This is a genomic window from Novosphingobium endophyticum (assembly GCF_014640675.1).
Lineage (GTDB): Bacteria > Pseudomonadota > Alphaproteobacteria > Sphingomonadales > Sphingomonadaceae > Novosphingobium > Novosphingobium endophyticum.
In genome coordinates this window covers 16,926-41,434 of record NZ_BMHK01000022.1, presented here as the reverse complement: position 1 = coordinate 41,434, position 24,509 = coordinate 16,926, and the positions used below count along the sequence as shown (strand labels likewise).

Below are 24,509 nucleotides of genomic sequence, written 5' to 3'. Positions count from 1 at the left end.
TGGTGGGTGGGGCAGAACCCGGAGGAAGACGAATGGAAGGCAATCTTTCGTCGGCCGAATATCGTCAACGTGCTGAAATGCACGATTCTCTTGCGAATGCGACGGCCGATGCCGAAGCGCGCAAGATGCATCGCGCCATGGCCGAGACGTACCGGCGCAAAGCTGATCAGCAGGACGTGGGCCTGGAAGAATACCCCGTAGGACGCGGGCCGGTTCTTGAGGTTCAGATCCCGGTGGGCGCCCGCGGCTGACAGCCCGGTCAGAGGCCCGATTCCGTCCCTTTCAGCAAGCTTCACGGCAGGTCATGTCCGATCCGCCGTAAATGGCCGCATGCCTGTCGCAATTCCGGCGCTTGCCCGTTGGAGGCGGCGCGAGTCTCTGCTATAATTCGCCGCACCAAAGGCGCTGGTCCGACCTGGCGCCCGGCTCGGTCCCGAAGCCCTCTTGCGGACCGCACCTTCGGGACAGGCCGTACAGCGCTCCGGATGGACTGGAGAACGCCATGGCTATCTCACCTCACCTGCGCGAGTATCTCACGGGCTGTGGCACGGCCTACGACGAGATCCCGCACGATCGCACCTTCACCTCGGCACAGGCCGCGCAGGCCGCGCATGTCTCCGGCAATCATGTGGCAAAAGGCGTGATGCTGCAGGCAGGCGATGACTACCTTCTGGCGGTGCTGCCCGCGTCCCGGAGAGTGGACCTGAACCGGCTTCGCAGATCGCTCGGCCGCGATGTCCGCCTGCTCAAGGAACCGGAAGCGGCGATGAGCTTTCCCGACTGCGAATTCGGGGCCATTCCGGCGCTGGGCGCCGCCTATGGCCTGGAAGTCATCGTCGACGACGACCTCATGCGTGAGGAAACGGACAGGGATGACGAGATCTTCTTCGAAGGCGGCGATCACCGCACGCTGGTTGCCATCGAAGGCGCGGACTGGCGACGGATGAACGGCAAGTCCAGGCATTGCGCCTTCGGCATGCTCAACTGATACCAACGGCCAGCCGCCCTTCCGCAGCATCGATCGCCGCCGTAACCGCGTCGCGGCGCATCAGTTGCGAGGTGTCGAGAACGATCGCATCGCTCGCGGCCCTGAGCGGCGCCTGCGCGCGTTCCCGGTCTCGCTTGTCTCGCGCCGTCAGTTCGGCCGCCACTTCCCTCAGTTCGATCGGATATTCGGCTTCCATCAGCGCTTCGAAACGGTGGCGGATGCGGATGGCAGGCTCGGCAGTGACATAGAACTTGAGATCGGCATCGGGCGCTATCACCGTCCCGATGTCGCGCCCCTCCAGCACTGCGCCGCCGCGCCGATGGGCAAAGGCCCATTCCCGCTCGAACAGGGCCTGCCGCACCGCCGGGAAAACAGCAACATGGCTCGCAAGGTCCGCGATCAGTTCGGAAATCAGGTGCGGCTCACTGAGCAGTTCGATCGGGAAATCGCAGGCATCGAACGCGTCGTCTTCATCATCGACATTGCCGCCATTGAGCAGAACCTGCCGGGCGACGGCGCGATAGTGCAGCCCCGTATTGAGATGCGGAAGTTTGAAACGCCGGGCCAGCGCACCGGCAATTGCGCCTTTTCCCGCTGCTACGGGACCATCAACGGCGATAAGCATGGCCTTGTGCCCCCTATCTTGTCGATGATCCCGAGATGGGCATCTACAGGCATGTTTGCAATGATCCGGCAGGGTTGGCCGGGCGGCACGGTCAGCCCTGCAGCCCGCGGTCGATGGGTCCGGAATCGAGCAGCGGCGCGGCGTCGATGTCGCTCGCGCCGAGCAGCTCGCTGAGACGTTCGAGCCCGGCGAGGATCATCGCCTGCTCCCATTCCGGCAACGAGGAATAGCGTTCTCCGAAGCGGTCCTGGAGCATGTCAGGCGCACGGTTCAGGACCGACCGGCCCTCGTCGGTGATCCGCAACAGCATCCGCCGCTTGTCGAGGTCGCTGCGCTGGCGTGTGACGAGACCCACCGCGACCAGACGGTCCACCAGCGTCGTGATCGTTGCCTGGCTGAACTGGAGCGCATGCGCCACGGCGCTGGGCATGACCTCCCCCCCGCGGTCGACCTCCTGCAACACCATGAGCTGCGACGTCGTCAGCCCCGTCACAGCGGCCAGCTGCTTTCCCCCCAGTTCGGTGACTCGCAGGAGTCGGCGAAGCGCGCGTAGCGTAGGATGCAAAAAATCGGTTTCCACAGCGGTTTTCTACTTTTTGTCGCCGTCCGCGACAATCGAATTTCCCTTAGTCAAACTAAGCATTTTGGCAAGGCGCGCGCCCTCCGGGAGGCGCTGCTCCAGCATAATGGGTTGATAAAAGCGTCACAATCCTCATATACGGCGCCACATCGGGCGCAGCGAAGCGCCTATTTGAACTGAAAAATCCTTTGGGAGGTAAATTATTTCCGACCGGAAGACCAAAGCGATCCCCGGATCGCCGCGGGACAACACGCTTTCTCCCGAACCAGGCGAGGAAGCGTTCAGTTTCAGAGAGCCTCGCGCCGAAGACGGGCCGGCCGTCACCAGCCTGATTGCCGCCTGCCCGCCGCTCGATACCAATTCCGCGTATTGCAACCTGCTCCAGTGCAGCGACTTTGCCGACACCTGCATCATCGCGGAGCGCGGCGGCGAGCTGATGGGATGGATTTCCGCCTATCGCCCCCCCACGCGCCCCGGTGAGCTGTTCGTCTGGCAAGTCGCGGTATCGGAGAAGGCGCGCGGGCAGGGCCTTGGCGGGCGCATGCTCGATGCCCTGCTGGGGCGGCCCGCGACGCATGGGGTGACCGCGCTTACGACGACCGTCACGCCCGATAACGACGCATCGCTCGCCATGTTCCGCAGCTTCGCGCGGCGGCGCGAGGCGCCCCTGGAGCGGACCCCGCGCTTCGACCAACAGATTCACTTCGCCGGCGCGCACGCAACCGAATGGCAAATTCGCATCGGCCCTTTCCATACCCAACCGGCCGGCGACGCCCGACCGGCCAAACCGGAGATTTCGCTGTCATGACAATCATGCCGAAACCCAGCCAGAATATTCCCGACCGGGGCATCTACGAGCGCCGCGAATCCGTGGTGCGCAGCTATTCCCGGGCAATGCCGCGCCAGTTCAACCGGGCCGAGCACGTCTGGATCCACGACGATCAGGGCGGCCGTTATCTCGACTTCCTGGCCGGCTGCTCGACGCTCAATTACGGGCACAATCACCCCGTGCTCAAGCAGGCCCTGCTCGACTACATCTCCGCTGACGGCATCACCCACGGCCTTGATCTGCACACCGATGCCAAGGCCAGCTTCCTGGAAGCGCTGGAGACAGTGATCCTGAAGCCGCGCGGCCTCGACTATCGCGCCATGTTCACCGGCCCGACCGGCACCAACGCGGTAGAGGCGGCAATCAAGCTGGCTCGCAAGGTCACCGGACGCGAACTGGTGATCGCCTTCACCAACGGCTTTCATGGCATGACGCTGGGCGCGCTCGCCTGCACCGGCAATGCCGCCAAGCGCGGCGGCGCGGGCGTGCCGCTCTCGCACGTCAGCCACGAACCCTACGACGGCTACTACGGCCCGGACGTGGACACCGCCGATCTGCTCGAACAGCGGCTTGCCGATCCCTCCAGCGGCCTCGATGCGCCGGCGGCGATCATCGTCGAGACGGTGCAGGGCGAAGGCGGGCTCAACGCCGCCTCGCCCCAATGGCTTCGCAGGATCGCGGCCATCGCCAAGCGCCACGGCGCGCTGCTGATCGTAGACGACATCCAGGCCGGCTGCGGGCGCACCGGCGGCTTCTTCAGCTTCGAGGAGATGGGCTTCACGCCGGACATCGTCACGCTGGCCAAGTCGCTTTCCGGCATGGGCCTGCCTTTCGCGCTGACGCTGTTCCGCCCCGAGCTAGATCAGTGGTCGCCGGGCGAGCACAACGGCACCTTCCGGGGCAACAACCATGCCTTCGTCACCGCCGACGCGGCATTGCGCCACTTCTGGGGCGACGAGGGCTTCATTGCCGACGTCAAGCGGCGAGGCGACCTGCTTGCCGCGCGGCTCGAGCGTCTGGCGGCCGACCTTGGCCTTTCGACGCGCGGGCGCGGCATGATGCGCGGCATCGACGTGGGCTCGGGCGAGGCGGCCGAGGCCATTACTTCCGCCTGCTTTGCGCAGGGCCTGATCATCGAGACCAGCGGCGCGCACGACGAAATCGTCAAGGTCTTGGCGCCTCTCGTCATCAGCGACGACGAACTCGCCGCCGGGCTCGACATCCTCGAACGCTGCACGCGCGACGTGCTCGCGGCCGCCTACGACGTGGCCGCGGAATAAGGAGATACTACCCAGATGATCGTTCGCAAACTCTCGAAAATCCGCGACTCGGACCGCAACGTCAAATCCGACGGCTGGGAAAGCGCGCGCATGCTGCTCAAGGACGACGGCATGGGCTTCTCGTTCCACATCACGACGCTCTACGCCGGCGCGGAACTCCACATGCATTACCAGAACCACCTGGAGTCGGTCATGGTGCTCAAGGGCACCGGCACGATCGAGGACCTTGCCACCGGCGAGGTTCACAGGCTGGCGCCGGGCGTCATGTATGCCCTCAACGAGCACGACCGGCATATCGTGCGCTGCGAGACCAATATCCTGACCGCCTGCGTGTTCAACCCGCCGGTGACAGGCGACGAGGTGCACGACGAGAACGGCGCCTATCCGGCCGATCCGCAAGTGCCCGCCGAGCCTGAATTCAGTACCTGATCGCAGTCAGAACCAAGCAGGGGAATTCCCATGCAGGACATCTATCCTTCGCGATGCGCGGCAGAGCCCGAGATGCTCCCGCGCACCGATCCTGTCGTGCACGGCACGTGGACCGAAGCGGCGCCATTGACGCGTGCGCAGACCGAAGGCTTCGAGCGCGACGGCTTTCTCGTGCTCGAAGACCTGTTTTCCGCGGATGAGATCGCGGCGCTCCAGACAGAGGCGGCCAAGATCCTCGCCGATCCCGACGCGCTCGAACCCGAGACGGTGATCGCCGAACCGGGCGGCAAGGAAGTACGCTCGGTCTTTTCGGTCCACACGCAGAACCGCCTGATGGCGCGCCTTGCGGCCGACGAGCGGCTGGCCGGCGTCGCCCGGTTCCTGCTCAACGACGACATCTACCTCCACCAGACCCGCCTCAACTACAAGCCGGGCTTCCTGGGCAAGGAGTTCTACTGGCACTCCGACTTCGAAACCTGGCACGTCGAGGACGGCATGCCGCGCATGCGCGCGCTGTCCATGTCGGTCCTGCTGGCCGAGAACACGGCCAACAACGGCCCGCTGATGCTGATCCCCGGATCGCATCGGAATTACCTGACCTGCGTCGGCGAGACGCCGGAAAACCATTACAGGACGTCGCTGCGCAAGCAGGAATACGGCGTGCCCGACGATCAGAGCCTGGCTGAAATGGCGCACCGGCACGGCATCGTCGCGCCGACCGGCAAGCCCGGCACGGTGATCATCTTCGACTGCAACACGATGCACGGTTCGAACGGCAACATCACGCCCTTCCCGCGCTCAAACGTGTTCTTCGTCTTCAACGCCGTCTCGAACCGGCTGGAGCGTCCTTTCGGCCCCGAGACGCCTCGGCCCGAATTCATCGCCGCGCGCGCCGAAACACCGGCACTGCGCCCGGTAAGCGGCCTACTGACAGGGGAATTGGTGTGATGGGCAACCATAGCGTCGAAAAGATCGGCGGCACTTCCATGGCCGCCACCGCCACCGTATTCGACAACGTGCTGATCGCCGGCCGCGAAGGCGCGGAGCTTTACAACCGCATCTTCGTCGTTTCGGCCTACGCGGGCATGACCGACCTGCTGCTGGAGCACAAGAAGACCGGCGCTCCCGGCGTCCATGCCCGCTTCGTCAACAACGACGGAGAGGAGTGCTGGCGCGAGGGGCTGGAAGATGTCCGCAACGCGATGCACGAGCGCAACGCCACCATGTTCGCGCGCGCCGGCAGCCGCGATGAAGCGGACGCCTTCGTCGATCAGCGAATCGATTCGCTGGCCGCCTGCCTCGAAGACCTCGACCGGCTGCGCTCGCACGGGCGCTTCTCGGTCAAGGACCAGCTCATGACGGTGCGCGAGATGCTTGCCGGGCTGGGCGAGGCGCACAGCGCCCACAGCACCGCCCTGCTGCTGCGCCACCGGGGCGTCAACGCGCGCATGGTCGACCTCACCCACTGCGGCGAGGAAGACCAGGCCAGCCTCGACGAACGCATCCTCGCGGCGCTGGAACCCATCGACCTCACCCGCGAGTTGCCGATCGTCACCGGCTATGCCGGCTGCAGCGACGGGATGGTGCGCCGCTACGCGCGCGGCTATTCCGAGATGACGTTCTCGCGCATCGCCGTGCTGACACAGGCACGCGAGGCGATCATCCATAAGGAATTCCACCTCTCCAGCGCCGATCCCAAGCTGGTCGGCAAGGGCAAGGCACGCAAGATCGGCCGCACCAACTATGACGTCGCCGACCAGCTTGCCAACCTCGGCATGGAGGCGATCCATCCGCGCGCCGGGCGCGGCCTGCGCCAGACCGATATTCCGCTGCGCGTGCGCAACACTTTCGACCGCGAGGACGAAGGCACGCTGATCTGCGGCAACTATGTGTCCGACCGGCCGAAGGTGGAAATCGTCACCGGCGTGCCGACCGTCCATGCGCTGCAGTTCTTCGAGCAGGACATGGTGGGCGAAAAGGGCTACGATGCCGCGATCCTGGAAGCACTTACGCGCCACGGCGCCTGGATTGTCAGCAAGTCATCGAATGCCAACACGATCACGCACTACCTCACGGCGACCGGCAAGACAGTGGCCCGCGTCCTCGAGGAATTGCAGGGCGCCTATCCGGGCGCGGCGATCAGCGCGCAGAAGGTCGCCATGGTCTCGGTGATCGGCAGCGACATTGCCCGGCCGGGGCTGGTGCCCGACGCGCTCGTGGCGCTGGACCGCGCGGGCGTGGGGATGATGGCCATGCAGCACCAGATCCGTAACGTCGATATCCAGTTCGTCGTCGATTGCGCCGATTTTGAGACCGCCGTGCGCGCACTGCACAAGGCGCTGGTGGAAACCACCGCCGCCGCAGACGGTCGCCGGGCGGCCTGAGAACGGCCCCGGCGCGCCGCCTCCTCCATGCTCGCCGCGACCCTCCCCGTCAGGAGCCTGCTGCTCGCCATCTTCATGCTGATGGCGGGCAGCGGCTTTCTCTCGACACTCATCAGCGTGAGGCTGGAGCGCGCGGGGGAAGGCACACTGCTGATCGGCATGGTCGCGACCGCCTATTTCGCCGGGCTCACCATCGGTGCCCTGCGGGTCGGACGGCTGATCCAGCGTGTAGGCCATATCCGCGCTTTCGCCGCGTTCGTCTCGGTCCTCTCGGCCAGCACGCTCGCTTATGCCTTCTGGCAGCACCCGCTGTTCTGGGCCGCTTTGCGCCTGATCGACGGGTTCAGCCTCGCCGGCGTCTATGTCTGCATCGAAAGCTGGCTCAATGAGCGCGCCGAGCCGAAGACGCGCGGCTCCATTCTCGCCGGCTACATGATCTGCCTCTATCTCGGGCAGGCGGCGGGCCAGTACCTGCTGAACCTCGATGACAGCGCCGCCCCCTCGATCCCCTTCCTGGCATCCTCGGTGCTGATCTCGCTCGCCTCGATCCCGGTCTTGCTGACGCGCATCGCCGCGCCACTGTCGGGCGATGCCATGTCCTACTCGCTGCGTCGGCTTTACCACACCTCGCCGCTCGGCGTGACCGGCGCGGTCCTGACCGGCATGATGCTGGGCGCGTTCTATGGCCTAGCCGCCGTAAGCGTGCGCCGCATGGGGCTGGATCTTGGCGCCACGGCGATGTTCATGAGCGTGGTGATCCTGGGCGGCGTCGCCCTGCAGTGGCCGCTCGGCCATCTTTCCGACCGCTATGACCGCCGGCGCGTGATCGTGTTCGCGTTCGCCGGCGCGGCGCTGGTCTGCGCGGGCCTCGCTCTCACACGCGGAAGCGGCGCGCAGCTCTTCGCGCTCGGCGCCCTGTTCGGAGGCCTCAGCTTCGCGCTCTACCCGCTGTGCGTCGCGCATACCAACGACCGGCTGGAGGCCGAAGAACGGATCGGCGCGACCGGCGGCCTCGTGCTGCTCTATTCGGCCGGCGCGGCGGTCGGGCCGATGTTCGGCTCGGCGGCGATGACCCTGTCGGCCGAAGGCGGCCTGTTCGCTTTCATCGCCCTGTGCGCCGCCTCGGCGCTCGGCTTCGGCCTCTGGCGGCAGACCGCGACCCCGCCGGTGCCGTCAGACACGCAGCAGACCTATCAGATCCTGCCGCGCACCACACCGGTTGTCGCGATCATCGATCCCAACTCACCGGACAACGCAAACCTGACGGAAGACAACTGATGCCGCAAACCGATCCCGCCACCCTGCGCCGCGCGATCGCCGCTTCAGCGATCGGCAACGCCACCGAATGGTTCGACTACGGGATCTATGCCTATGGCGTCACCTATATCTCGGCGGCGCTGTTTCCCGGCGACACCGACGAGGCGGTGCTGTTCGCGCTGGCGACATTCGCGATCTCGTTTCTGATGCGGCCGCTCGGCGGGCTGTTCTGGGGGCCGCTCGGCGACCGGTTCGGGCGCAAGTCGGTGCTGGCAATCACCATCATCGTCATGGCGGGCGCGACTTTCTGCGTGGGGCTTGTTCCGGACTATGACGACGTCGGCTTCTGGGCGCCGTTGCTGCTGATCGTCCTGCGCATGGTGCAAGGCTTCTCCACCGGCGGCGAATACGGCGGCGCGGCGACTTTCATGGCCGAATATGCGCCGGCCGAACGGCGTGGCTTCTACGGCAGCTTCCTGGAGTTCGGCACGCTCGCGGGCTTTTCCCTCGGCGCGCTGTTGATGCTGGGCTTTGCGCTGTTCCTGGGAGACGCCGCCATGCACGAGTGGGGCTGGCGCATTCCCTTCCTGGTGGCGGGGCCGCTGGGCGCGGTGGGCGTCTACCTGCGATCGCACATGGAGGACACGCCGGTCTTCCGCGAGGCGCGCGACGAGAGCAAGCGCGTCTCGCACGGCCTTCCCTACCTGATCCAGCACTACTGGCGGCCGATGCTGGTGATGAGCGGGATGGTCGTGGCGCTCAATGTCGTCAACTACACCCTGCTCAGCTACATGCCGACATACCTCGAACGCCGGCTGGGCCTGACGCCGGACGAGGCGCTGATCGTACCGATCCTGGGCATGCTGTTCATGATGATCCTGCTGCCTTTCGGCGGTTCGCTATCGGACAGGGTGGGGCGCAAGCCGCTGTGGTGGTTCTCGCTCATCGGACTCTTCGTGGGCGTGGTCCCGCTCTATTCGCTGATGTCCTATGGCCTTGCCGGCGCGGTGGTCGGCTTCATGGCGCTCGGCCTGCTCTACGTGCCGCAGCTCGCGACGATTTCGGCGACGTTCCCGGCGATGTTCCCGACCGCCGTGCGCTTCGCCGGCTTTGCCATCTCATACAACGTCGCCACCTCGATCTTCGGCGGCACCGCGCCCGCGATCGGCAGCGAACTGATCACGGCCACCGGCAATACGCTGATGCCAGCCTACTACATGATGGCGGCTTGCCTGGTCGGCGCGGCGGCGCTCGTGTTCCTGCCCGAAACGGCGGGCAAGCGGCTCGAGGATGTTCATCCGGAATAGCCCCGCGCCGGTGCCACCCCGCCGGAAGGGTCGGGACGGTAAATCCCGTCAGGCGCGCTTCAATTCGCCCAGAGACTCACGCCTGCCAAGCGCTAGCAGGGCAATGGCCGCGAGCAGCGAACCGCAGGCCATGACAGTCGCCACGACCGGCAGCCCGAAGCCGACCTGAAACAGCAGTCCGCCGCATATCGGACCCAGGACGGCGCCACCCCGGCCCACGCCGATGACAAAGCCGGTGCCGCCCGCGCGCACGGCGGTCGGGAAAGACGCGGCGGCAATCGCGTAAAGCCCCACCATTCCCGCATTGGTGAAGAAACCCGCCGCGGCGGCGGCCATCGAAAGCCCCTGAAGATCGGCCTGTCCCAGGCCGAACACGCAGACCATCACCGCGGATGCCAGCATCACGCCGATCACCAGCAATCGCAAGGCGACCCGCAGCGAAAGCACGCTGAACAGGAGCGAGCCGATCAGGCCGCCGACGTTCGCCCAGACCAGCACGCCACCCGCCGAGGAGGGCGTGAAGCCCATGTCGACGACGATCTTGGGCACCCACTTGAGGATGAAGTAGAACGTCATCACGTGCAGGAAATAGGCCAGGGTCAGCAGGATCGTGACCGATGCCAGCCCCGGAGCAAACAGGGCGACAGGACCGGTGCGCGGAGCGTCGGGCTCCGGGTCGGGCAGTTCGGCGACAGGCTGGTGGCCGAGCGCCTTCAGGCTCCTGTTCACTTGTGCGAGCGTCTCGCCCTTGCGGCGATTCAGCAGCGAACTCACGGGCTCGGGCACAAGCAGCGGGATCAGCGGAAGACACATCGCCGTCATGCCCGCGCCCAGGAAGAACACCTGCCGCCAGCCGCCGGATTCGAGCAGTTCATTGGCGATGGCACCGCCGGCAATCGCGCCCGCGGGATAGCCCGCGGCCATGATCGCCACGGCCGCCGCCCGCCACTTCCGGTTGGAAAACTCCGCCACCAGCGCGTTGGTCGTCGCCAGCATGCCGCCAATGCCAAGGCCGGTGAACAGTCGGGTAGCGGCGAGGGCGCCGATGGTCCCCACTTGCGTGGTAGCCAGCATTCCCGCCGCCATGATCAGGAGACAACCGATTGCCGTGGCCTTGCGGCCGACACGGTCGGCGACTTGCCCAAGAACCATCGAGCCCGCCGACATGCCGATCAGTTCCATGGACAGTACGACACCGAGTGCGGCGCGGTTTATCCCCCATTCGTCGGCAATGCCGGGCGAGGCGAAGCTGATCGAGAGCACGTCGAACCCGTCGAGGCCATTGAGCAGGACACAGACACCCACGGCAAGGAACTGCCGCAAGGTCATCGGCGCGTCGTCCAGCATCCTGCGAGGATCGGCCTTCACCTGGATCGTCAACTGCATTCTCCCGATCCGCCAGCCCGCCATTGCGGGTGCCACGGCAATCCGTCGGACATGCATGAAGGGATCATCGCGCCTGCCGGCGGTTCGCCTATCCTTACGACATCCAGCGGACGGCGCCATTCATAACAAACTTATTGCTATAAACAATAACGGTATCGAGGCGCGGCAGACGGTCCTCGCGATGAGGCGTCACACCGCCGGTCCGCATTCAGACCGGCAGGCCCACGTAGTTCTCGGCGATGCTGGTCTGCGCGGCGCGGCTGGTGGCGATGTAGTCCAGCTCGGCCACCTGCATGGCACGTTCGAAATCGCCGTCCTCGGGGAAACGGTGCATCAGGCGGGTCAGCGACCAACTGAAACGCTCCGCCTTCCATACGCGGGCAAGCGCCTTGTCCGAATAGCCCGAAATCGCGTCCCGATCGTTGCGCTTGAAGAATCCGGTCAGCGCCTCGGCGGCATAGTGCACGTCGCTCGCAGCAAGATTAAGCCCCTTGGCGCCCGTGGGCGGCACGATATGCGCGGAATCGCCGCACAGCATCAGGCTGCCGTGGCGCATCGGCGCGAAGACATAGGAACGCAGCGGCGCGATCGACTTCTCGATCGAGGGGCCACGCATGATATGCGCCGCCGCGTCGGGGCCAAGGCGGATCGCCAGTTCGTCCCAGATCCGCTCGTCGGACCAGTCCTCTACCTTCTCGGTCAACGGAACGTCGACATAGTAGCGGCTGCGGGTATGCGAACGCATCGAGGCGAGCGCGAAGCCGCGTTCGTGGTTGGCGTAGATCAGTTCATGGTTGCAGGGCGGAACGTCGGCGAGGATGCCAAGCCAGCCGAAGGGATAGACACGCTCGAACTCGCGCCCCGCTCCGGCGGGGATGGCCTTGCGCGAAGGACCGTGAAAGCCGTCGCAACCGACGATGAAGCGGGCGTCGATACGCTGCCGGGCACCGGCGCTGCTGAACGTGACGTAAGGAGAATTGCCGTCGATGTCATGCAACGCGACGTCCGCGGCTTCGTAGATCACTTCCAGGCCGCGTTCGTCGGTGGCGTCCATCAGGTCGCGGGTCAGTTCGGTCTGGCCGTAGACCATGACCTGCTGGCCGGTCAGCGCGGCGATGTCGATGCGGATGAGGCGCTCGCCGTCGGCGAGATTGAAACCGTCGTGCGGTAGTCCTTCGGCCTTTATGCGGCCGTCGAGACCAAGCCGCTCCATCAGGCCGACCGTGACCTGTTCCAGCACCCCGGCGCGGATGCGCGAAAGGACGTAGTCCCCCGTCCGCCGTTCAAGCACGATGCATTCGATTCCCTCGGCCTTCAGCAGGTGGCCCAGCAGCAGTCCCGCAGGGCCGGCGCCGATGATGGCGACTTGTGTACGCATGCTTGCTCTCCCGGCTTCCGCGCCCTCGCGGCGCGTGTTGCCATGGACGCGACATTGACAGGTCCGGCCCATTGGCTGAAGGTGCGGCTGGACCAATATTCCGGTACTTTCGGGACATTCCGATGCCTGCGCCTTCCGCCATTCCCACATATGTCCTCTACGGCGAGGAATTGAGCGCAGGTACGCAGGTATTCGCGCATATCGAGACGATTGCCGTGCGCAGTTCGCTGCACGACTGGGAGATCTCTCCCCACCGCCACACCGGCAGCGTTCAGGTGATACTGGTGTCTGAGGGACAGGTGGACTTTCTCATGGACAAGACCCGCAAGATCCTGCGGGCACCGTGCCACATGGTCATTCCGATCGGCAGCGTGCACGGTTTCCGCTTCGAGCCGGACACCCAGGGTCATGTGCTGACGCTCTCCGCCGGATTTGCGGGGCGCTGCGACGGAGCAGAGGACCCCATGCTCCGTCTGCTCAGTCACGGCGCCGGCCGTGAAACGCCCACGGCCGTCCAGCCGCGCGTGGATTGGCTGTGCCGCGAGATGCTTTCGCTGGAGGCGCAGTGGCACGCACCGCAGCCGCTGTTCCTTGCGCTGGCGGAAGCGCTGGTACGCTCGCTGGGCAGCGAGGAGGGGGAGGACGACCTCCTTGCCGGTGGCGACCGGCGGCTGTCCCGATTCCGCGAACTGGTGGAGATCCACCTCAGCGATCACCTTCCGGTGAGCCGCTACGCGCAAGTGCTGGGCATGACGACGAAGACGCTGACGCGACTGTGCCGGCGCGAGCTGGGGCGCACGCCGCTGGACGTCATCCACACGCGCCTGGCGCTCGAGGCGCAGCGCCTGCTCTGCTTCACCAATGTCGGCGTGGCGCAGGTGTCTGACGAATTGGGCTTTTCCGATCCGTCCTATTTCTCGCGCTTCTACCTGCGGATGACGGGGCGCCGTCCGCAACAGGACAAGTCCGCTTTTTCCGGCGGTCACCAGAACGATGCCTGATTATGCGCCCAAACGCTCCGGACTCGGCATCGACGGCATACGCGGCGCTCGACACTCTTGCTGCAGCGCGGCATAAGGCCGCCATGGATTTCCTCGTATGGTATGAGCAGACGGCCAGCTGGATCGTCAGCTTTTGTCCGCCGCCGGACAAGGTCGCGCATAGCTATGCTGGCCTGGCCATCTGGCTCGTCGCCGCCCTGACGCTGCGCAAACCGCTCCATTCGGTCTGGCCGCTGCTGGCGGTTATCGCCTTGGAGCTGGGCAACGAAGTGATCGACCGCATGGCGCACGGTTCGTGGCGTATGTCCGATACCACGCGTGACCTTGCCGCGACCTGGTTCTGGCCTTTCCTGCTGTTCGCCTGCATGCGGCTGTTCCCCTGGCTGTCCGGCGGGAATGGCGCGGCGCAGGCGGAGCCGCTAGCGCCGCCGCTTCAGCACCACATAGAGCGCCCCCGCCCCGCCATGCCGCCGATGCGCGCCGCGAATCGCGACGATGTCCCCGGCGTGCTCGCTTGCGGCGAGCCAGTCTGAGATCTTGGCGCGAATGGCCCCGCGCCGTTCGCCGCGATCCATGGCATCGACCGGGCGCGGCTTGCCGGTCACGATCAGCACGACACGCGCGCCCATGGCCTTGGCCTGCGTCAGCCCGTGCATCAGGCGGCGATAGGCGGTTTCAAGGTTCGCCCCGTGAAGGTCGAGATGGAAGTCGGGAATCAGCGTACCCTTCGAAATGCGCCTTTCCCAACTGCCGTCGAGATGAGCCCGGTCCTCGCTTGCGGGCTTGGCCGGAACGGGAGCGGGGGGTAACGGTGGAGGGACGCGGCCCTTGACCTTCCTGGTCGGTGCAGGACCGGGCACGGGCGCCGCGTGGGGCTTGGGCGGCGAGTGCTCCCCTTCAGCGCCGGAGGGACTGACCTTGCGCCGGACCAGCGGCGTCACGGTCCGCGCCACCCTGGCCCAGACCTCCTTTTCTTCCGGCGACAGCGGGCGCCCCGAACGTCTCATTGCACGCCAAGGCGGCTCAGCGTTCCCTTCGGCAGAAGGATCAGCGCGTCGCCGCGTCCGCTCATGCCGCCAGCGATCGTGCGCGCCTCCTCGCCGGCGCCCCAGAAGGTATCGAAGCGATTGGCGCCCTTGATCGCGCCGCCGGTGTCCTGCGCGACCCACAGTCCGTCCGCCTCGCCGCGATCCAGATCGAGCCAGACGGGGGCGCCCAGCGGCACGAAGCGCGGGTCGGCGGCGACCGAACTGCGCGGGCGGACGGGCACGCTGAGCGCACCGAGAGGACCGTCACCGTTAAGTTCGCGGAAGAACACCCAGGACCTGTTTTCGCGCATCAGCGCCGCGCCTTCCGCCGGGTGCTCGCAGATATACTGCATGATCCCCTGCATCGAGCCCGGATATTTTCCCGGTCCCGATCCGATCAGGCCGCGTTCGCGCATGAGGCCGCCGATACCGGTATAGGGCTGTCCGTTCTGTCCGGCGTAGCCGATGCGCATGACCGTTCCGTCGGGCGCGCGCAGGCGCCCCGAACCCTGCACCTGAAGGAAGAACACCTCCACCGGATCGGCCGCCCACGCGATTTCCAGACCCCTGCCCATGAGCGCGCCCTGCTCGATCGCGGCACGGTCGTAATAAGGCACGAACCTGCCGCGTTCATCATATCGGCCAAGCGGCATCCGGCCGTTCGCCAGCGGCTGCGCATCGCCCGGCCGCGCCCGCACGAGATCGGGCGGCAGGCCATAGATCGGCACGTCGTACCCCGGCAGGCGCACCCGCGAGCCGGTGATTTCGGGCTCGTAGTAGCCGGTGGCGAAAGCGGTACCGTCGCCGACGCGGGCGGTTTCGAAAAAGGCGGAGAAGAACCGGCTCGCCGTCGCCGGCGCCCAGCTTGCGGCGGCCGTGCAGGCCTGGCGCCAGTCCCCGGGGCTGGTGAGGCCGCTCGTGTCCGTACGCGAAGTGACGCGCGGGCAGCTCTCGCGAAAGGAGGCCAGCGCGGCGACGGCATTACCGTGTCCGAGCCGGAGCGAGCCGATCGCCGGGCCGGGCCGCACGCCGAGCGCCGCCGCCGATTCGGCTTGCGGCAAGGCCGTGGGTGCTCCCGGACCGCCGGGAATGAGCCGGACGCACGAAGCGAGCAGCATGGCCAGCGACACGGCGGCCACCCGGCATGCCCCTGCATATCCGGACCAGTGCCTCGCCGCTCCCCCTCGTTCCAACGTCACGCTCCGGTAAGAGTCGGGGCCGGAAAACCGGCCCCGCTTCAAATCAGTGTCGAGAAGACCTGCCATGCGATCCGGCCGACGACAATCAACCTTCGTCGGTGGCGTCTAGCAGCCAGTCAGGATCGGGCGAATTGACGTCGCGGCCGAAAGTCCACACGTCCACCGCCTCCACCGCATCGTCGAGCGAACCGGCAATGACAAGCCCTTCGGCATCGCGCGTGACCGCGGCGATGTCGGCGCGGAAGCGCACGGTGATGCGGGCATAGGAGTCGTCGAGCCCAGCCGAAGTGATAGTGCTTTCCTCGACGCGGATCAGGCGGTTGTCGAGCGATTCGCCGGCTTCCACGCGCGCATCGATCGCGGCGGCGAAGCTGTTGTAGACATCATCGTCGCAAAGCGCGCGCAATTCGGCCTTGTCGCCCTTCCAGAAGGCTTCGAGAATCATGCGATAAGCGCCGCGCGCGCCTTCGAGGAAGGCGAGCGTATCGTATCGGCGATCGAAACGGCCGATCTCAGCGAGACCGCGCTCGACCGAAGGCGCCGCCAGCGGCAGATCGCGCATTTGCGGCTGCCTTGGCTGCGGACGATCATCCGCCTTGGCGTCGGGCTTGCTGGGAGCCGGAACGCGCCGTGCACCCGGCTGCCCCTGATGCCCTTCGAACCGCCCCGGGATCGGCTCTTCCTCGTGCTCGGCACGACGTCCGAGCACGGAATAAAGCCGCAGGCCCAGAAAGGCTGCGATCATGGCCAGGATTACAATTTCCGGTGTCACGTTCCCTTAACCATCCCTTCTTCGCACTGGTCGGCGGCTTGCATTCGGCGGGTTTCGCTTCATCCGTCACCGAACCCGCGGGGCTTTCGATCCTGACCGTCGCGTCGATCAGCGAACGCCCTCTCCAGTACGTCAACATAGCCTGAGATAGGTAGCCTTTACAAATGAACAACGCGTGAGCGGCCGGGTCGAGGCATTTTTTCGCCCGTCTGTTGCCTTTTCGACGGCTGCCGAGCCGGCGCGGACTTCTCCGTCCGTGAAACCGCCCGATTTCACGCCGAACGCAATTTCCGGAGCCTCGGGTGTTCCACCGGCCGGCAAAATGCTCTAGGCGCGCGCAGACATTTACGAAGACATCTTGCGGAAAGACAGCACAATGGCCGACGAGGGCAACATCATCTCCGACCTCAACTCGGGCAATGGCGAGGACACTTCGCCGAGCGCGGGCATCATCTCGCAGTACATCAAGGATCTCTCGGTCGAGAATCCGAACGCGCCGCAGAGCTTCCAGTGGCAGGAACAGCCGCAGATCGACATCCAGTTCAACATCGGCGCCCGCCCGATCGATGCGGACGTCCACGAAGTCGAACTGAAGATCACCTGCGCGTCGAAGACCGACGCCGGCACGGCCTATGTCATTGACCTGTCCTATTGCGCGCTCGTCGGCATGCGCAATCTGGACGAGGCCCAGGCCCATGCGTTCCTCTTCGCCGAGACGCCGCGCATCCTGTTCCCCTTCGCTCGCCGCGTGGTGGCCGATGCCGTGCGCGATGCCGGCTTCGCGCCGCTGATGCTGGAGCCGATCGACTTCAACGGCCTCTACGTGCAGCAGCTCCAGGCCCAGCAACAGGCGGCCGAAAGCCAGCCTGCCGGCAACGCCTGAGTCCGCCACCCGAACGTGACCGCACCGATACCGGCCTGACGCGATGAGCCTAGTCCGCAATGTCGGCACCATCGGAGGGCTGACCGCGCTCAGCCGCGTCTTCGGCTTCGCGCGCGACATCCTGCTCGCCAGGGTGCTGGGTGCCGGACTGGCGGCGGACGCATTCCAGCTCGCCTTCGTCCTGCCCAACACCTTCCGCCGGCTTTTCGCCGAAGGCGCCTTCTCGGTCGCATTCGTGCCGATGTACACGCGCACGCTGGCGGGCGAAGGCGGTGAGGAAGCCGCCGACAGGTTCGCCAGCGACGTGCTATCGGTCTTCGTCTGGGTGCTGCTGGCCTTTTCGGCGCTGGCGATGATCGCCATGCCGGGCATCGTCTGGCTGCTCGCGCGCGAGTACCAGGACGTTCCGGGCAAGTTCGAACTGGCGGTCACCCTCAGCCGCGTGACGTTCCCCTACCTCGCGCTCGTCAGCCTCGTCGCCATGCTCTCGGGGCTGCTCAACGCCCATTCGCGATTCGCGCCCGGCGCTTTCGTGCCGGTGCTGCTCAATGTGGTGCTGATCACCGGCATCGTCACCGGCCATTTCCTGCGCGAGGCGGGCGGCAACGACATGACGGTGGCATGGTCGATTTCCGTCGCCGTGACGGCTGCGGGCATTGCCCAGCTCGCCTACATGGGATGGGCGACGCGCAAGGCAGGCGTGCGGCTGAAAATCACGGCCCCGAAGTTCACGCCCGAGGTCAGGAAGCTCGGCCTGCTGATCCTGCCCGCCACTTTCGGCGCGGGCGTCTATCAGATCAGCCAGTTCGTCGACACGTTCTTCGCCACATCGCTGGCGCAGGGTTCGCTGACGCTGCTCAAGTATGCCGACCGCCTGAACCAGATGCCGCTCGGCATCGTCGGTATCGCGCTCGGCACCGCGATCCTGCCGATGCTGGCGCGCCACATCCAGAGCGACGACCGCGCCGGCGCGCAGCGGCTTCAGGCCAACGCGGTGGAGATCGCCACGCTCCTGACCCTGCCCGCCGCCGCCGCACTGGCAATCTGCGCACCGGCCTTCGTCACCGCCTTCTTCGTGGGCGGCAAGATGACGGTGCAGAACGGCGAGGTCATGGCCAATATCGTGGTGGCCCTTGTCGTCGGCCTGCCGTCCTACGTGCTGGTCAAGGTGTTCCAGCCCGCCTTCTTCAGCCGCGAGGATACGCGCACCCCGGTGTGGGTGGCGGCTGGAGCGCTGGTCATCAACATCATCGTCAACATTATCGTCGTTCCGATCTTCGGCATCGTCGGCCTCGCCGCGGCGACCGCCTTCACCTCGACGCTCAACGTGCTGACGCTCTACACCATCCTGCAGATTCGCGGCTGGTTCCGTTTCAGCGGAAAGCTCGCCTCGCGGATCGGCCGCCAACTCGTGGCGACGGCAGCGATGAGCGTAGCGTTGTGGTTCCTGATGCCCACGATGGCATCGCGCTACGCCGGCAATGTCTTCGAGAAGGTCTGGTCGCTCGGCGCGCTGTGCGGAGCCGGGTTCGTCGTGTTCTTCGGCGTGGCCTATGTCGTCGGCGCTCTCGACAAGGACCTCATTGCCCAGCTACGGCGTCGCCGGCCGGCGGCGAAGGAGCAGCCGGTCGATCTTTCGGAATAATATCAGGCCATATCACACATGCGCATCGTCTCCGGCATTCAGCCCACCGGCAACCTGCACCTCGGCAATTACCTGGGCGCGATCCGCAACTGGGTGAAGATGCAGGATGATGCCACCGCGACGGGCGGCGAGTGCCTTTACTTCCTTGCGGACCTCCACGCGATCTCGATGCCGCACGTTCCGGCCGAGCTGGCGTCGAATACGCGCGAGATGGTCGCCGCGCTCGTCGCCTGCGGCGTGGATCCGGACCGGTCGATCCTGTTCAACCAGGCGCAGGTGCCCCAGCATACCGAGCTGCAATGGCTGCTCAACGGCACCGCCCGCATGGGCTGGCTGAACCGCATGACGCAGTGGAAGGACAAGGCCGGCAAGAACCGCGAGGGCGCGAGCGTGGCACTGTTCACCTACCCCGTGCTCCAGGCCGCCGACGTCCTGCTCTACCAGGCGACGCACGTTCCGGTGGGCGAGGACCAGAAGCAGCACCTCGAACTCGCGCGCGACATCGCCCAGAAGTTCAACAACGACTTCGCCCCCAAAGATGGGAATGGGGAAGAAGCGCCGGTCTTCACCCTGCCCGACCCGATCATCCCGCCCGAAGCGGCGCGCATCATGTCGCTGCGCGACGGTACGGCGAAGATGAGCAAATCCGACCCATCGGACATGGCGCGCATCAACCTGACCGACGATGCCGACACGATCATGAAGAAGATCAAGAAGGCCAAGACCGACCCCGAACCGCTGCCCTCGGACAAGGCGGGCCTGGCAGGCCGTCCCGAAGCGGCGAACCTTGTCGGCATCTATGCGGTGATGACGGGCGGTACGGTCGAGAGCGTGCTTGCCGAGTTTGGCGAAGAAGGCTTCGGGAAATTCAAGCCGGCGCTGGGCGAACTGCTGGTTTCGAAGCTGGCGCCGATCAACGACCGCTTCGTCGAACTGCGGCGGGATCGCGCGACGCTTGACGCGTTCCTTCGTCAGGGCGCGGAAAAAGCGCGGGCACTCGCCGTACCGACGCTGAACGCCGCCTACGATGCGCTCGGGCTGGTGCGGGGGTGACCACAATACAAAGCCCCGTCCTCTGAGGAGTAGGGCTAGCGTGTGTGCACCTCCCCCTGCCCCCCTCATCGTCACCCTGAACTTGTTTCAGGGTCCATCGAGCCGCCCAACCGGGGGGTCGGAAACACCGCAAACCGCGCGCCCATGCTTCATTCAATGGGCGGGGCGAACCGAGGAATGGATGCTGAAACAAGTTCAGCATGACGACGCCGGAGACGAAATTCGTGTATCCGATTGCCCTGCGCCTCTGAGGAGCAGGGCCTTCAATCCGTTTCAAGGGTCCAGCAGCTTCGCGCGCCGCGCGCGCCAGGGCTCCGCCAATGCCGCCACGGCGCCCAGCGCTTCGAGGCCTTCGCGATCCCGCTTGTGATCGCCGGCGATGAGCAGGCCGAAAACGCGCCGCACCGTCCATTCGGGCCACGGCCGTGCGACGAGCCTCATCACATCGCCCGCGCCGGCCTCGCCCTCCTTGATCACGCGGTAGTACCAGCCGGGTCGGCGCGCCTTCACCACGTTCGCGTTGACGGGCGCGCCGTCGAAACGGTGGTCCAGCTTCCAGCAGGGCTGGCGCCCCTGGCTCACCTCGACCAGCGCGCTGCCGAGGCGCCAGCGGTCTCCGATGCAGACCATGTCCTCCGTCAGTCCCGCCGTGGAGATGTTCTCACCAAAGGCCCCGTAGTCCGCCAGCAGCGGGTGGGCGCCGATCGTCCGGCGCCAGAAGTCATAATGATCATACGGATAGTGGTGGATCGCCTTGTCCGGTCCGCCATGGACGGTGCGATCCGCCTGCTCATCGCCATCGAGGCCGAGGCGGTGGACGCGCACTTTCCCGGCAACCGGAAACTTGCCGATGGCGCTGGGCTCGCTCTCTCCGCGAAACGGGCGGGCCTTGCCGCGCTGGACCGAAAGAACCGGGAAGGACAATTCAGGAACAGAATTCGCCATAGGCCGTTGTATTCCTACATGCGATCCTTGTGTGCAAGGCACTGAATGGCGGCCATGGGCAGCCGAATGGTGGTTTGCTTCAGGCTACGGGCCGTCGTACACTTGGCTCCATTCAACCGCTATTCAGACCGTAGGCCTTAGATAACTATCGGAAAAGGAATCGCGGGTCCGTCGTGCGGGGTCAGGCAGGCCCCCATGAACATTGGAGAAGGCCAGGATGACTTATCACTCCGGATCACTTTGGGGCAGATTGCGCTTCGCCGCGGCGGCAGTGCTGCTCATGGCGGTGGCGGCTTGCGCCACGCCTTTCAAGGCGGACGTCTCGCGCTTCCAGTCCCAGCTTCCGGCGCCTTCAGGCCAGACGTTCGCGGTTGTCGCGGACGATCCGAAGCTGAGCGGCGGCCTGGAGTTCGAACAATACGCCAGACTGGTCGAAAGCCGCATGGCCAACCTCGGCTACGCGCCGGTGGCGGACCCCGCCAAGGCGCAACTGATCGTGCGTTTCGACTATGGCATCGACAACGGCCGCGAACGCATCCGTTCGACCGGCGGCTTCGGCCCTCGCTGGGATCCGTGGTACGGCTATAGCCCATATTGGGGACGTCACCGCTTCGGCTACTGGGGCGGCCCGTGGCACTACGGCTGGTATGATCCGTTCTTCGACAACCGCGTCGACAGCTATACCGTCTATACCAGCGGCATAGACCTGAAGATCGACCGCGCCGCCGACGGCCAGCGCCTGTTCGAAGGCAAGGCCGAGGCCGTCTCGACCTCGAACCGTCTGCAGTACGTCATACCCAATCTCGTCGAGGCGATGTTCACCGGCTTCCCCGGGAACTCGGGAGAGACCGTACGCATTACAGTGGCGCCAGAGAAAAAGTGACCTGACAGGCTCCCCGTAAAAAGGGAGTCACCGAGGGACGGGTCCGTCGCGAGGCGGGCCCGTCCTTTGACTTTGGCGGAAGCCCGCCTCGTCGAACCCGGACATTCCCGCCCATGAACACTTTCATGACCATCATGTCGCAGCTTTTCTGGGGCGTGACTGTGGGCGCACTTTCGTCCGCCTTCTCGTCGCTGGCGACAGGCGCGGCGACGGTCGCGGCCGTTGGCGGCGCGGGATGGTACGGCTGGAAGCGCCGGCGCCGGAAGCGGTCTGGCGAGGATCAGGACTGAACCGCCACGCCGCCGGCGGGGCCGTATGACGGGAACGTCCGATGCGCTCGAACCGCACAGTTGACCTCCCCCCGCGCGGCCTGAGCGGAGTTGGGTAATGACTGAGGCGTTCGGGTAGGCGTCGTTGCGGAAGCCCACCCCGCTGCGACTATGTTCGCCTGAAGGCTCACCAAGTCTCGCGGCCCTCCCGCTTGCGGGAGGGCACAGACACGCCGCCCCTGGAACTCCCCTCCCGCATGCGGGAGGGGTTGGGGGTGGGCTTTTTTCGCAGCGTCCGTTTTGTCAGCGCGACCGCGCCATCAGCTCCCGAGCGACACAACCCCGCCGGTCGAGCCGAAACCGCCTTCGCCCCGCACCGTCTCGTCCAGTTCTTCCACCTTCAGCCACGATGCGCGCGTGACGGGCGCCAGGACGAGCTGGGCCACCCGGTCGCCGCGCAGGATGGCGAAGGCCTCGGCGCCGTGGTTGATGAGGATCACTTTCACCTCGCCGCGATAATCCGAATCGATCGTGCCGGGCGCGTTGGCCACGGTGATGCCATGCTTGAGCGCCAGCCCCGAGCGCGGGCGGACCTGGATTTCAAACCCGTGCGGAATAGCCACGGCCAACCCGGTCGCGACGGCATGGCGCGCGCCGGGAGCGATCGTCACGTCCTCGGCCGAGACCACGTCCATTCCGGCCGCGCCCTCGGTCGCATAGGCGGGCAGCGGCAGATCCTCGCCGTGCGGCAGGACCTTGATCGGCACGGGAACGCTAGGAGACGAGTGCATCGGCAAACCTTTCGACGAGGAGCCGCGCGACATCCTCCTTGGGCATTTCGGGCAGGCTGACGACATCCGTGCCGGTTACGATATGCACCGTATTGGCATCGCCGCCCATGACGTCGCCCGACACGTCGTTGGCGATGATCCAGTCCACGCCCTTGCGCTTGCGCTTTTCCTTGGCGTACTCGATCACGTTGTCGGTCTCGGCGGCAAAACCGATCAGCAGCGGCGGCCGGTCGGGCCGCGCGGCGACCGTCGCGAGAATGTCGGGATTCTCTGTCAGCAGCAGCGCCGGCGGGGCCGAGCCGCGCTTCTTGAGCTTTTCCTTGGCGGTATTGACCGTCCGCCAGTCGGCCACGGCGGCGACCATGACCGCGATATCGGCCGGCAGGGCGCGCTTGACCGCCTCGGCCATTTCCAGCGCACTCTCGACATCGACCCGGCTGACACCCGGCGGCGTGGGAAGATGGACCGGCCCCGCGACCAGCGTGACCCGCGCACCGGCCGCGGCGGCGGCGGCGGCAATCGCGAAGCCCTGCTTGCCCGAGGAACGATTGGCGATGTAGCGCACCGGATCAATCGGCTCCCAGGTCGGTCCGGCGGTGACAAGCACATGGCGGCCCTTGAGCGGCCCATCCACCGGCAGCGCGTCGGCGGCCCCGCCTTCCGCGAACATGTCCGCGCCCATGTGCTGGTCTTCGAACGCCTCGGGGGCGCCGGCATGACGGTCGCCTGAAACGAGATGGTTGATCGCCTGAGGATCGGTGGGCGGCGCTGCGCGCGCGGCACCCTTTTTCGACACCAGCGGCGGTGCGGGCGCGGCCTCCGGTGCCGTGGCGGCCTCTTCCTCGTGATGACCGAACGAAATCGCCTTCTTGGCCTTCTGCAACCCGCGCGAGATCATGGAACCGGTCAGACCGCCCAGCCCGTGGACATCGGAATCGGAATGCTCGGTTTCATGCTCGTCGAACTGCGGCTGCCAGATCAGCGGGTCCGGCTGAGGAGCGTGCGGCAGGCCGGGAACAGGCGCGGAACCCGGCAGCGGCGCGACTTCCACCGGGCCAAGGCCGAGCGCCCAGGCAATGCGCTGCCAGATCGCGATGGGATCGGGCAGGCGGCCGGGTCCGAACTCACCGCAGGCCATGGTGCCTTCGTCCGGCTCCATCACGTCGACGCCGGCCTCGCGCAGGGCATGGACGTTGCGCATGGTCGCCGCATGTTGCCACATGCGCACGTTCATGGCGGGCACGGCCATGACGGGCTTGTCGGTGGCGAGGAGCATGGTCGTCGCCAGATCGTCGGCGATGCCTGCCGCCATCTTGGCGAGCAGGTCGGCCGTCGCCGGACAGACGACCACGAGATCCGCCTCGCGGCTGAGCTGGATATGCCCCATCTCGACCTCGTTCCTGAGGTCCCAGAGCGTGGTGTAGACAGGTCTTTCCGAAAGCGCGGCGAGCGCCATGGGGGTGACGAACTTCGACCCGCCCTCGGTCAGCACGCAAGTAACCTCGCCGCCCTCCTTGCGGATGTGGCGGACGAGCTCGCAAGCCTTGTAAGCGGCGATCCCGCCGCCGACGACCAGGAGGATTCTGGGTCCACTCAT

At 66.0% G+C, this 24,509-nt stretch carries 27 protein-coding genes; 17 read left to right on the top strand and 10 right to left on the bottom strand.

Going from position 1 to position 24,509, the window contains the following annotated elements:
- Window positions 1–32 precede the first annotated feature (32 nt).
- Both IEX32_RS14725 and IEX32_RS14720 read left to right on the top strand, forming a co-directional pair.
- Window positions 33–251, top strand: a complete 219-nt coding sequence (locus IEX32_RS14725) for a hypothetical protein (RefSeq protein WP_188772306.1) — start codon at window positions 33–35, stop codon at window positions 249–251.
- Window positions 252–502: 251 nt separating this feature from the next.
- Entirely contained in the window at window positions 503–988 is a 486-nt protein-coding gene (locus IEX32_RS14720; protein WP_188772305.1) for an aminoacyl-tRNA deacylase, read from the top strand.
- Here the strand turns inward: IEX32_RS14720 and cmk are convergent.
- Both cmk and IEX32_RS14710 read right to left on the bottom strand, forming a co-directional pair.
- The gene (cmk, locus tag IEX32_RS14715) at window positions 981–1,613 is read right to left on the bottom strand and encodes a (d)CMP kinase (RefSeq protein WP_188772304.1); all 633 of its coding nucleotides are present in this window, start codon (window positions 1,611–1,613) and stop codon (window positions 981–983) included. The genes IEX32_RS14720 and cmk overlap by 8 nt on opposite strands.
- Window positions 1,614–1,704: 91 nt before the next feature.
- Window positions 1,705–2,193, bottom strand: coding sequence for a MarR family winged helix-turn-helix transcriptional regulator (locus IEX32_RS14710; RefSeq protein ID WP_188772303.1), 489 nt, complete (start codon window positions 2,191–2,193; stop codon window positions 1,705–1,707).
- 199 nt (window positions 2,194–2,392) lie between these two features.
- Here IEX32_RS14710 and ectA point away from each other — a divergent pair, with 199 nt between their 5' ends.
- Genes ectA through IEX32_RS14675 form a run of 7 tightly spaced genes read left to right on the top strand, consistent with a single transcriptional unit; the run spans window position 2,393 to window position 9,679 of the window.
- Window positions 2,393–3,001 carry a diaminobutyrate acetyltransferase gene (gene ectA / locus IEX32_RS14705; RefSeq protein ID WP_308421062.1) on the top strand — a complete coding sequence of 203 codons (609 nt, stop codon included), beginning with the start codon at window positions 2,393–2,395 and terminating at the stop codon, window positions 2,999–3,001.
- The gene (ectB, locus tag IEX32_RS14700; RefSeq protein WP_188772302.1) at window positions 2,998–4,302 is read left to right on the top strand and encodes a diaminobutyrate--2-oxoglutarate transaminase; all 1,305 of its coding nucleotides are present in this window, start codon (window positions 2,998–3,000) and stop codon (window positions 4,300–4,302) included. Before ectA ends, ectB begins: the two co-directional genes overlap by 4 nt.
- Before the next feature lie 15 nt (window positions 4,303–4,317).
- Window positions 4,318–4,731, top strand: a complete 414-nt coding sequence (locus IEX32_RS14695; RefSeq protein ID WP_188772301.1) for an ectoine synthase — start codon at window positions 4,318–4,320, stop codon at window positions 4,729–4,731.
- A gap of 30 nt (window positions 4,732–4,761) precedes the next feature.
- Window positions 4,762–5,679, top strand: a complete 918-nt coding sequence (gene thpD, locus IEX32_RS14690; protein ID WP_188772300.1) for an ectoine hydroxylase — start codon at window positions 4,762–4,764, stop codon at window positions 5,677–5,679.
- Window positions 5,676–7,115 (top strand): aspartate kinase, encoded by a 1,440-nt coding sequence (locus IEX32_RS14685; protein WP_188772299.1) that lies wholly within the window; start codon window positions 5,676–5,678, stop codon window positions 7,113–7,115. Before thpD ends, IEX32_RS14685 begins: the two co-directional genes overlap by 4 nt.
- A gap of 27 nt (window positions 7,116–7,142) precedes the next feature.
- Entirely contained in the window at window positions 7,143–8,393 is a 1,251-nt protein-coding gene (locus IEX32_RS14680; RefSeq protein ID WP_188772298.1) for an MFS transporter, read from the top strand.
- Window positions 8,393–9,679, top strand: coding sequence for an MFS transporter (locus tag IEX32_RS14675; protein ID WP_188772297.1), 1,287 nt, complete (start codon window positions 8,393–8,395; stop codon window positions 9,677–9,679). The genes IEX32_RS14680 and IEX32_RS14675 overlap by 1 nt, the downstream gene beginning before the upstream one ends.
- A gap of 48 nt (window positions 9,680–9,727) precedes the next feature.
- Here the strand turns inward: IEX32_RS14675 and IEX32_RS14670 are convergent, their stop codons facing one another.
- Window positions 9,728–11,065: an MFS transporter gene (locus tag IEX32_RS14670; RefSeq protein WP_188772296.1), complete on the bottom strand. Its 1,338-nt coding sequence runs from the start codon at window positions 11,063–11,065 to the stop codon at window positions 9,728–9,730.
- Between the two features lie 208 nt (window positions 11,066–11,273).
- Entirely contained in the window at window positions 11,274–12,443 is a 1,170-nt protein-coding gene (gene pobA / locus IEX32_RS14665; protein WP_188772295.1) for a 4-hydroxybenzoate 3-monooxygenase, read from the bottom strand.
- A gap of 122 nt (window positions 12,444–12,565) precedes the next feature.
- Here pobA and IEX32_RS14660 point away from each other — a divergent pair, with 122 nt between their 5' ends.
- Both IEX32_RS14660 and IEX32_RS14655 read left to right on the top strand, forming a co-directional pair.
- Window positions 12,566–13,444, top strand: coding sequence for a helix-turn-helix domain-containing protein (locus tag IEX32_RS14660; protein WP_188772294.1), 879 nt, complete (start codon window positions 12,566–12,568; stop codon window positions 13,442–13,444).
- 83 nt (window positions 13,445–13,527) lie between these two features.
- Window positions 13,528–13,977: a hypothetical protein gene (locus IEX32_RS14655; protein ID WP_188772293.1), complete on the top strand. Its 450-nt coding sequence runs from the start codon at window positions 13,528–13,530 to the stop codon at window positions 13,975–13,977.
- Here the strand turns inward: IEX32_RS14655 and IEX32_RS14650 are convergent.
- The 3 genes from IEX32_RS14650 to IEX32_RS14640 form a co-directional block, all read right to left on the bottom strand.
- Window positions 13,864–14,451 (bottom strand): Smr/MutS family protein, encoded by a 588-nt coding sequence (locus IEX32_RS14650; RefSeq protein WP_188772292.1) that lies wholly within the window; start codon window positions 14,449–14,451, stop codon window positions 13,864–13,866. The two genes, IEX32_RS14655 and IEX32_RS14650, sit on opposite strands and share 114 nt — an antisense overlap.
- The gene (gene mltA / locus IEX32_RS14645) at window positions 14,448–15,590 is read right to left on the bottom strand and encodes a murein transglycosylase A (protein WP_188772322.1); all 1,143 of its coding nucleotides are present in this window, start codon (window positions 15,588–15,590) and stop codon (window positions 14,448–14,450) included. Before mltA ends, IEX32_RS14650 begins: the two co-directional genes overlap by 4 nt.
- Before the next feature lie 166 nt (window positions 15,591–15,756).
- A complete protein-coding gene (locus tag IEX32_RS14640; RefSeq protein ID WP_188772291.1) occupies window positions 15,757–16,443 on the bottom strand; it encodes a Tim44/TimA family putative adaptor protein in 687 nt (228 codons plus the stop codon).
- Between IEX32_RS14640 and IEX32_RS14635 the strand changes: the two genes are divergently transcribed.
- The 4 genes from IEX32_RS14635 to trpS all read left to right on the top strand — a co-directional run bounded on the left by IEX32_RS14635 (window position 16,437) and on the right by trpS (window position 20,024).
- Window positions 16,437–16,589, top strand: a complete 153-nt coding sequence (locus IEX32_RS14635; RefSeq protein ID WP_188772290.1) for a hypothetical protein — start codon at window positions 16,437–16,439, stop codon at window positions 16,587–16,589. The genes IEX32_RS14640 and IEX32_RS14635 overlap by 7 nt on opposite strands.
- A gap of 230 nt (window positions 16,590–16,819) precedes the next feature.
- Window positions 16,820–17,326 carry a protein-export chaperone SecB gene (gene secB, locus IEX32_RS14630; RefSeq protein WP_188772289.1) on the top strand — a complete coding sequence of 169 codons (507 nt, stop codon included), beginning with the start codon at window positions 16,820–16,822 and terminating at the stop codon, window positions 17,324–17,326.
- A gap of 43 nt (window positions 17,327–17,369) precedes the next feature.
- Window positions 17,370–18,971: a murein biosynthesis integral membrane protein MurJ gene (gene murJ / locus IEX32_RS14625; protein ID WP_188772288.1), complete on the top strand. Its 1,602-nt coding sequence runs from the start codon at window positions 17,370–17,372 to the stop codon at window positions 18,969–18,971.
- 18 nt (window positions 18,972–18,989) lie between these two features.
- Window positions 18,990–20,024 carry a tryptophan--tRNA ligase gene (trpS, locus tag IEX32_RS14620; RefSeq protein WP_188772287.1) on the top strand — a complete coding sequence of 345 codons (1,035 nt, stop codon included), beginning with the start codon at window positions 18,990–18,992 and terminating at the stop codon, window positions 20,022–20,024.
- 273 nt (window positions 20,025–20,297) lie between these two features.
- On the opposite strand, the gene IEX32_RS14615 is transcribed toward trpS, so the two are convergent.
- Window positions 20,298–20,969, bottom strand: a complete 672-nt coding sequence (locus IEX32_RS14615; RefSeq protein WP_188772286.1) for an MOSC domain-containing protein — start codon at window positions 20,967–20,969, stop codon at window positions 20,298–20,300.
- Between the two features lie 217 nt (window positions 20,970–21,186).
- Between IEX32_RS14615 and IEX32_RS14610 the strand changes: the two genes are divergently transcribed.
- Together IEX32_RS14610 and IEX32_RS14605 are read left to right on the top strand one after the other, a co-directional pair.
- Entirely contained in the window at window positions 21,187–21,852 is a 666-nt protein-coding gene (locus tag IEX32_RS14610; RefSeq protein WP_188772285.1) for a DUF4136 domain-containing protein, read from the top strand.
- Window positions 21,853–21,977: 125 nt separating this feature from the next.
- Entirely contained in the window at window positions 21,978–22,142 is a 165-nt protein-coding gene (locus IEX32_RS14605) for a hypothetical protein (protein ID WP_188772324.1), read from the top strand.
- 299 nt (window positions 22,143–22,441) lie between these two features.
- Here the strand turns inward: IEX32_RS14605 and dut are convergent, their stop codons facing one another.
- Together dut and IEX32_RS14595 are read right to left on the bottom strand one after the other, a co-directional pair.
- Window positions 22,442–22,912 (bottom strand): dUTP diphosphatase, encoded by a 471-nt coding sequence (gene dut / locus IEX32_RS14600; protein ID WP_188772284.1) that lies wholly within the window; start codon window positions 22,910–22,912, stop codon window positions 22,442–22,444.
- A complete protein-coding gene (locus tag IEX32_RS14595) occupies window positions 22,896–24,509 on the bottom strand; it encodes a bifunctional phosphopantothenoylcysteine decarboxylase/phosphopantothenate synthase (RefSeq protein WP_188772283.1) in 1,614 nt (537 codons plus the stop codon). Before IEX32_RS14595 ends, dut begins: the two co-directional genes overlap by 17 nt.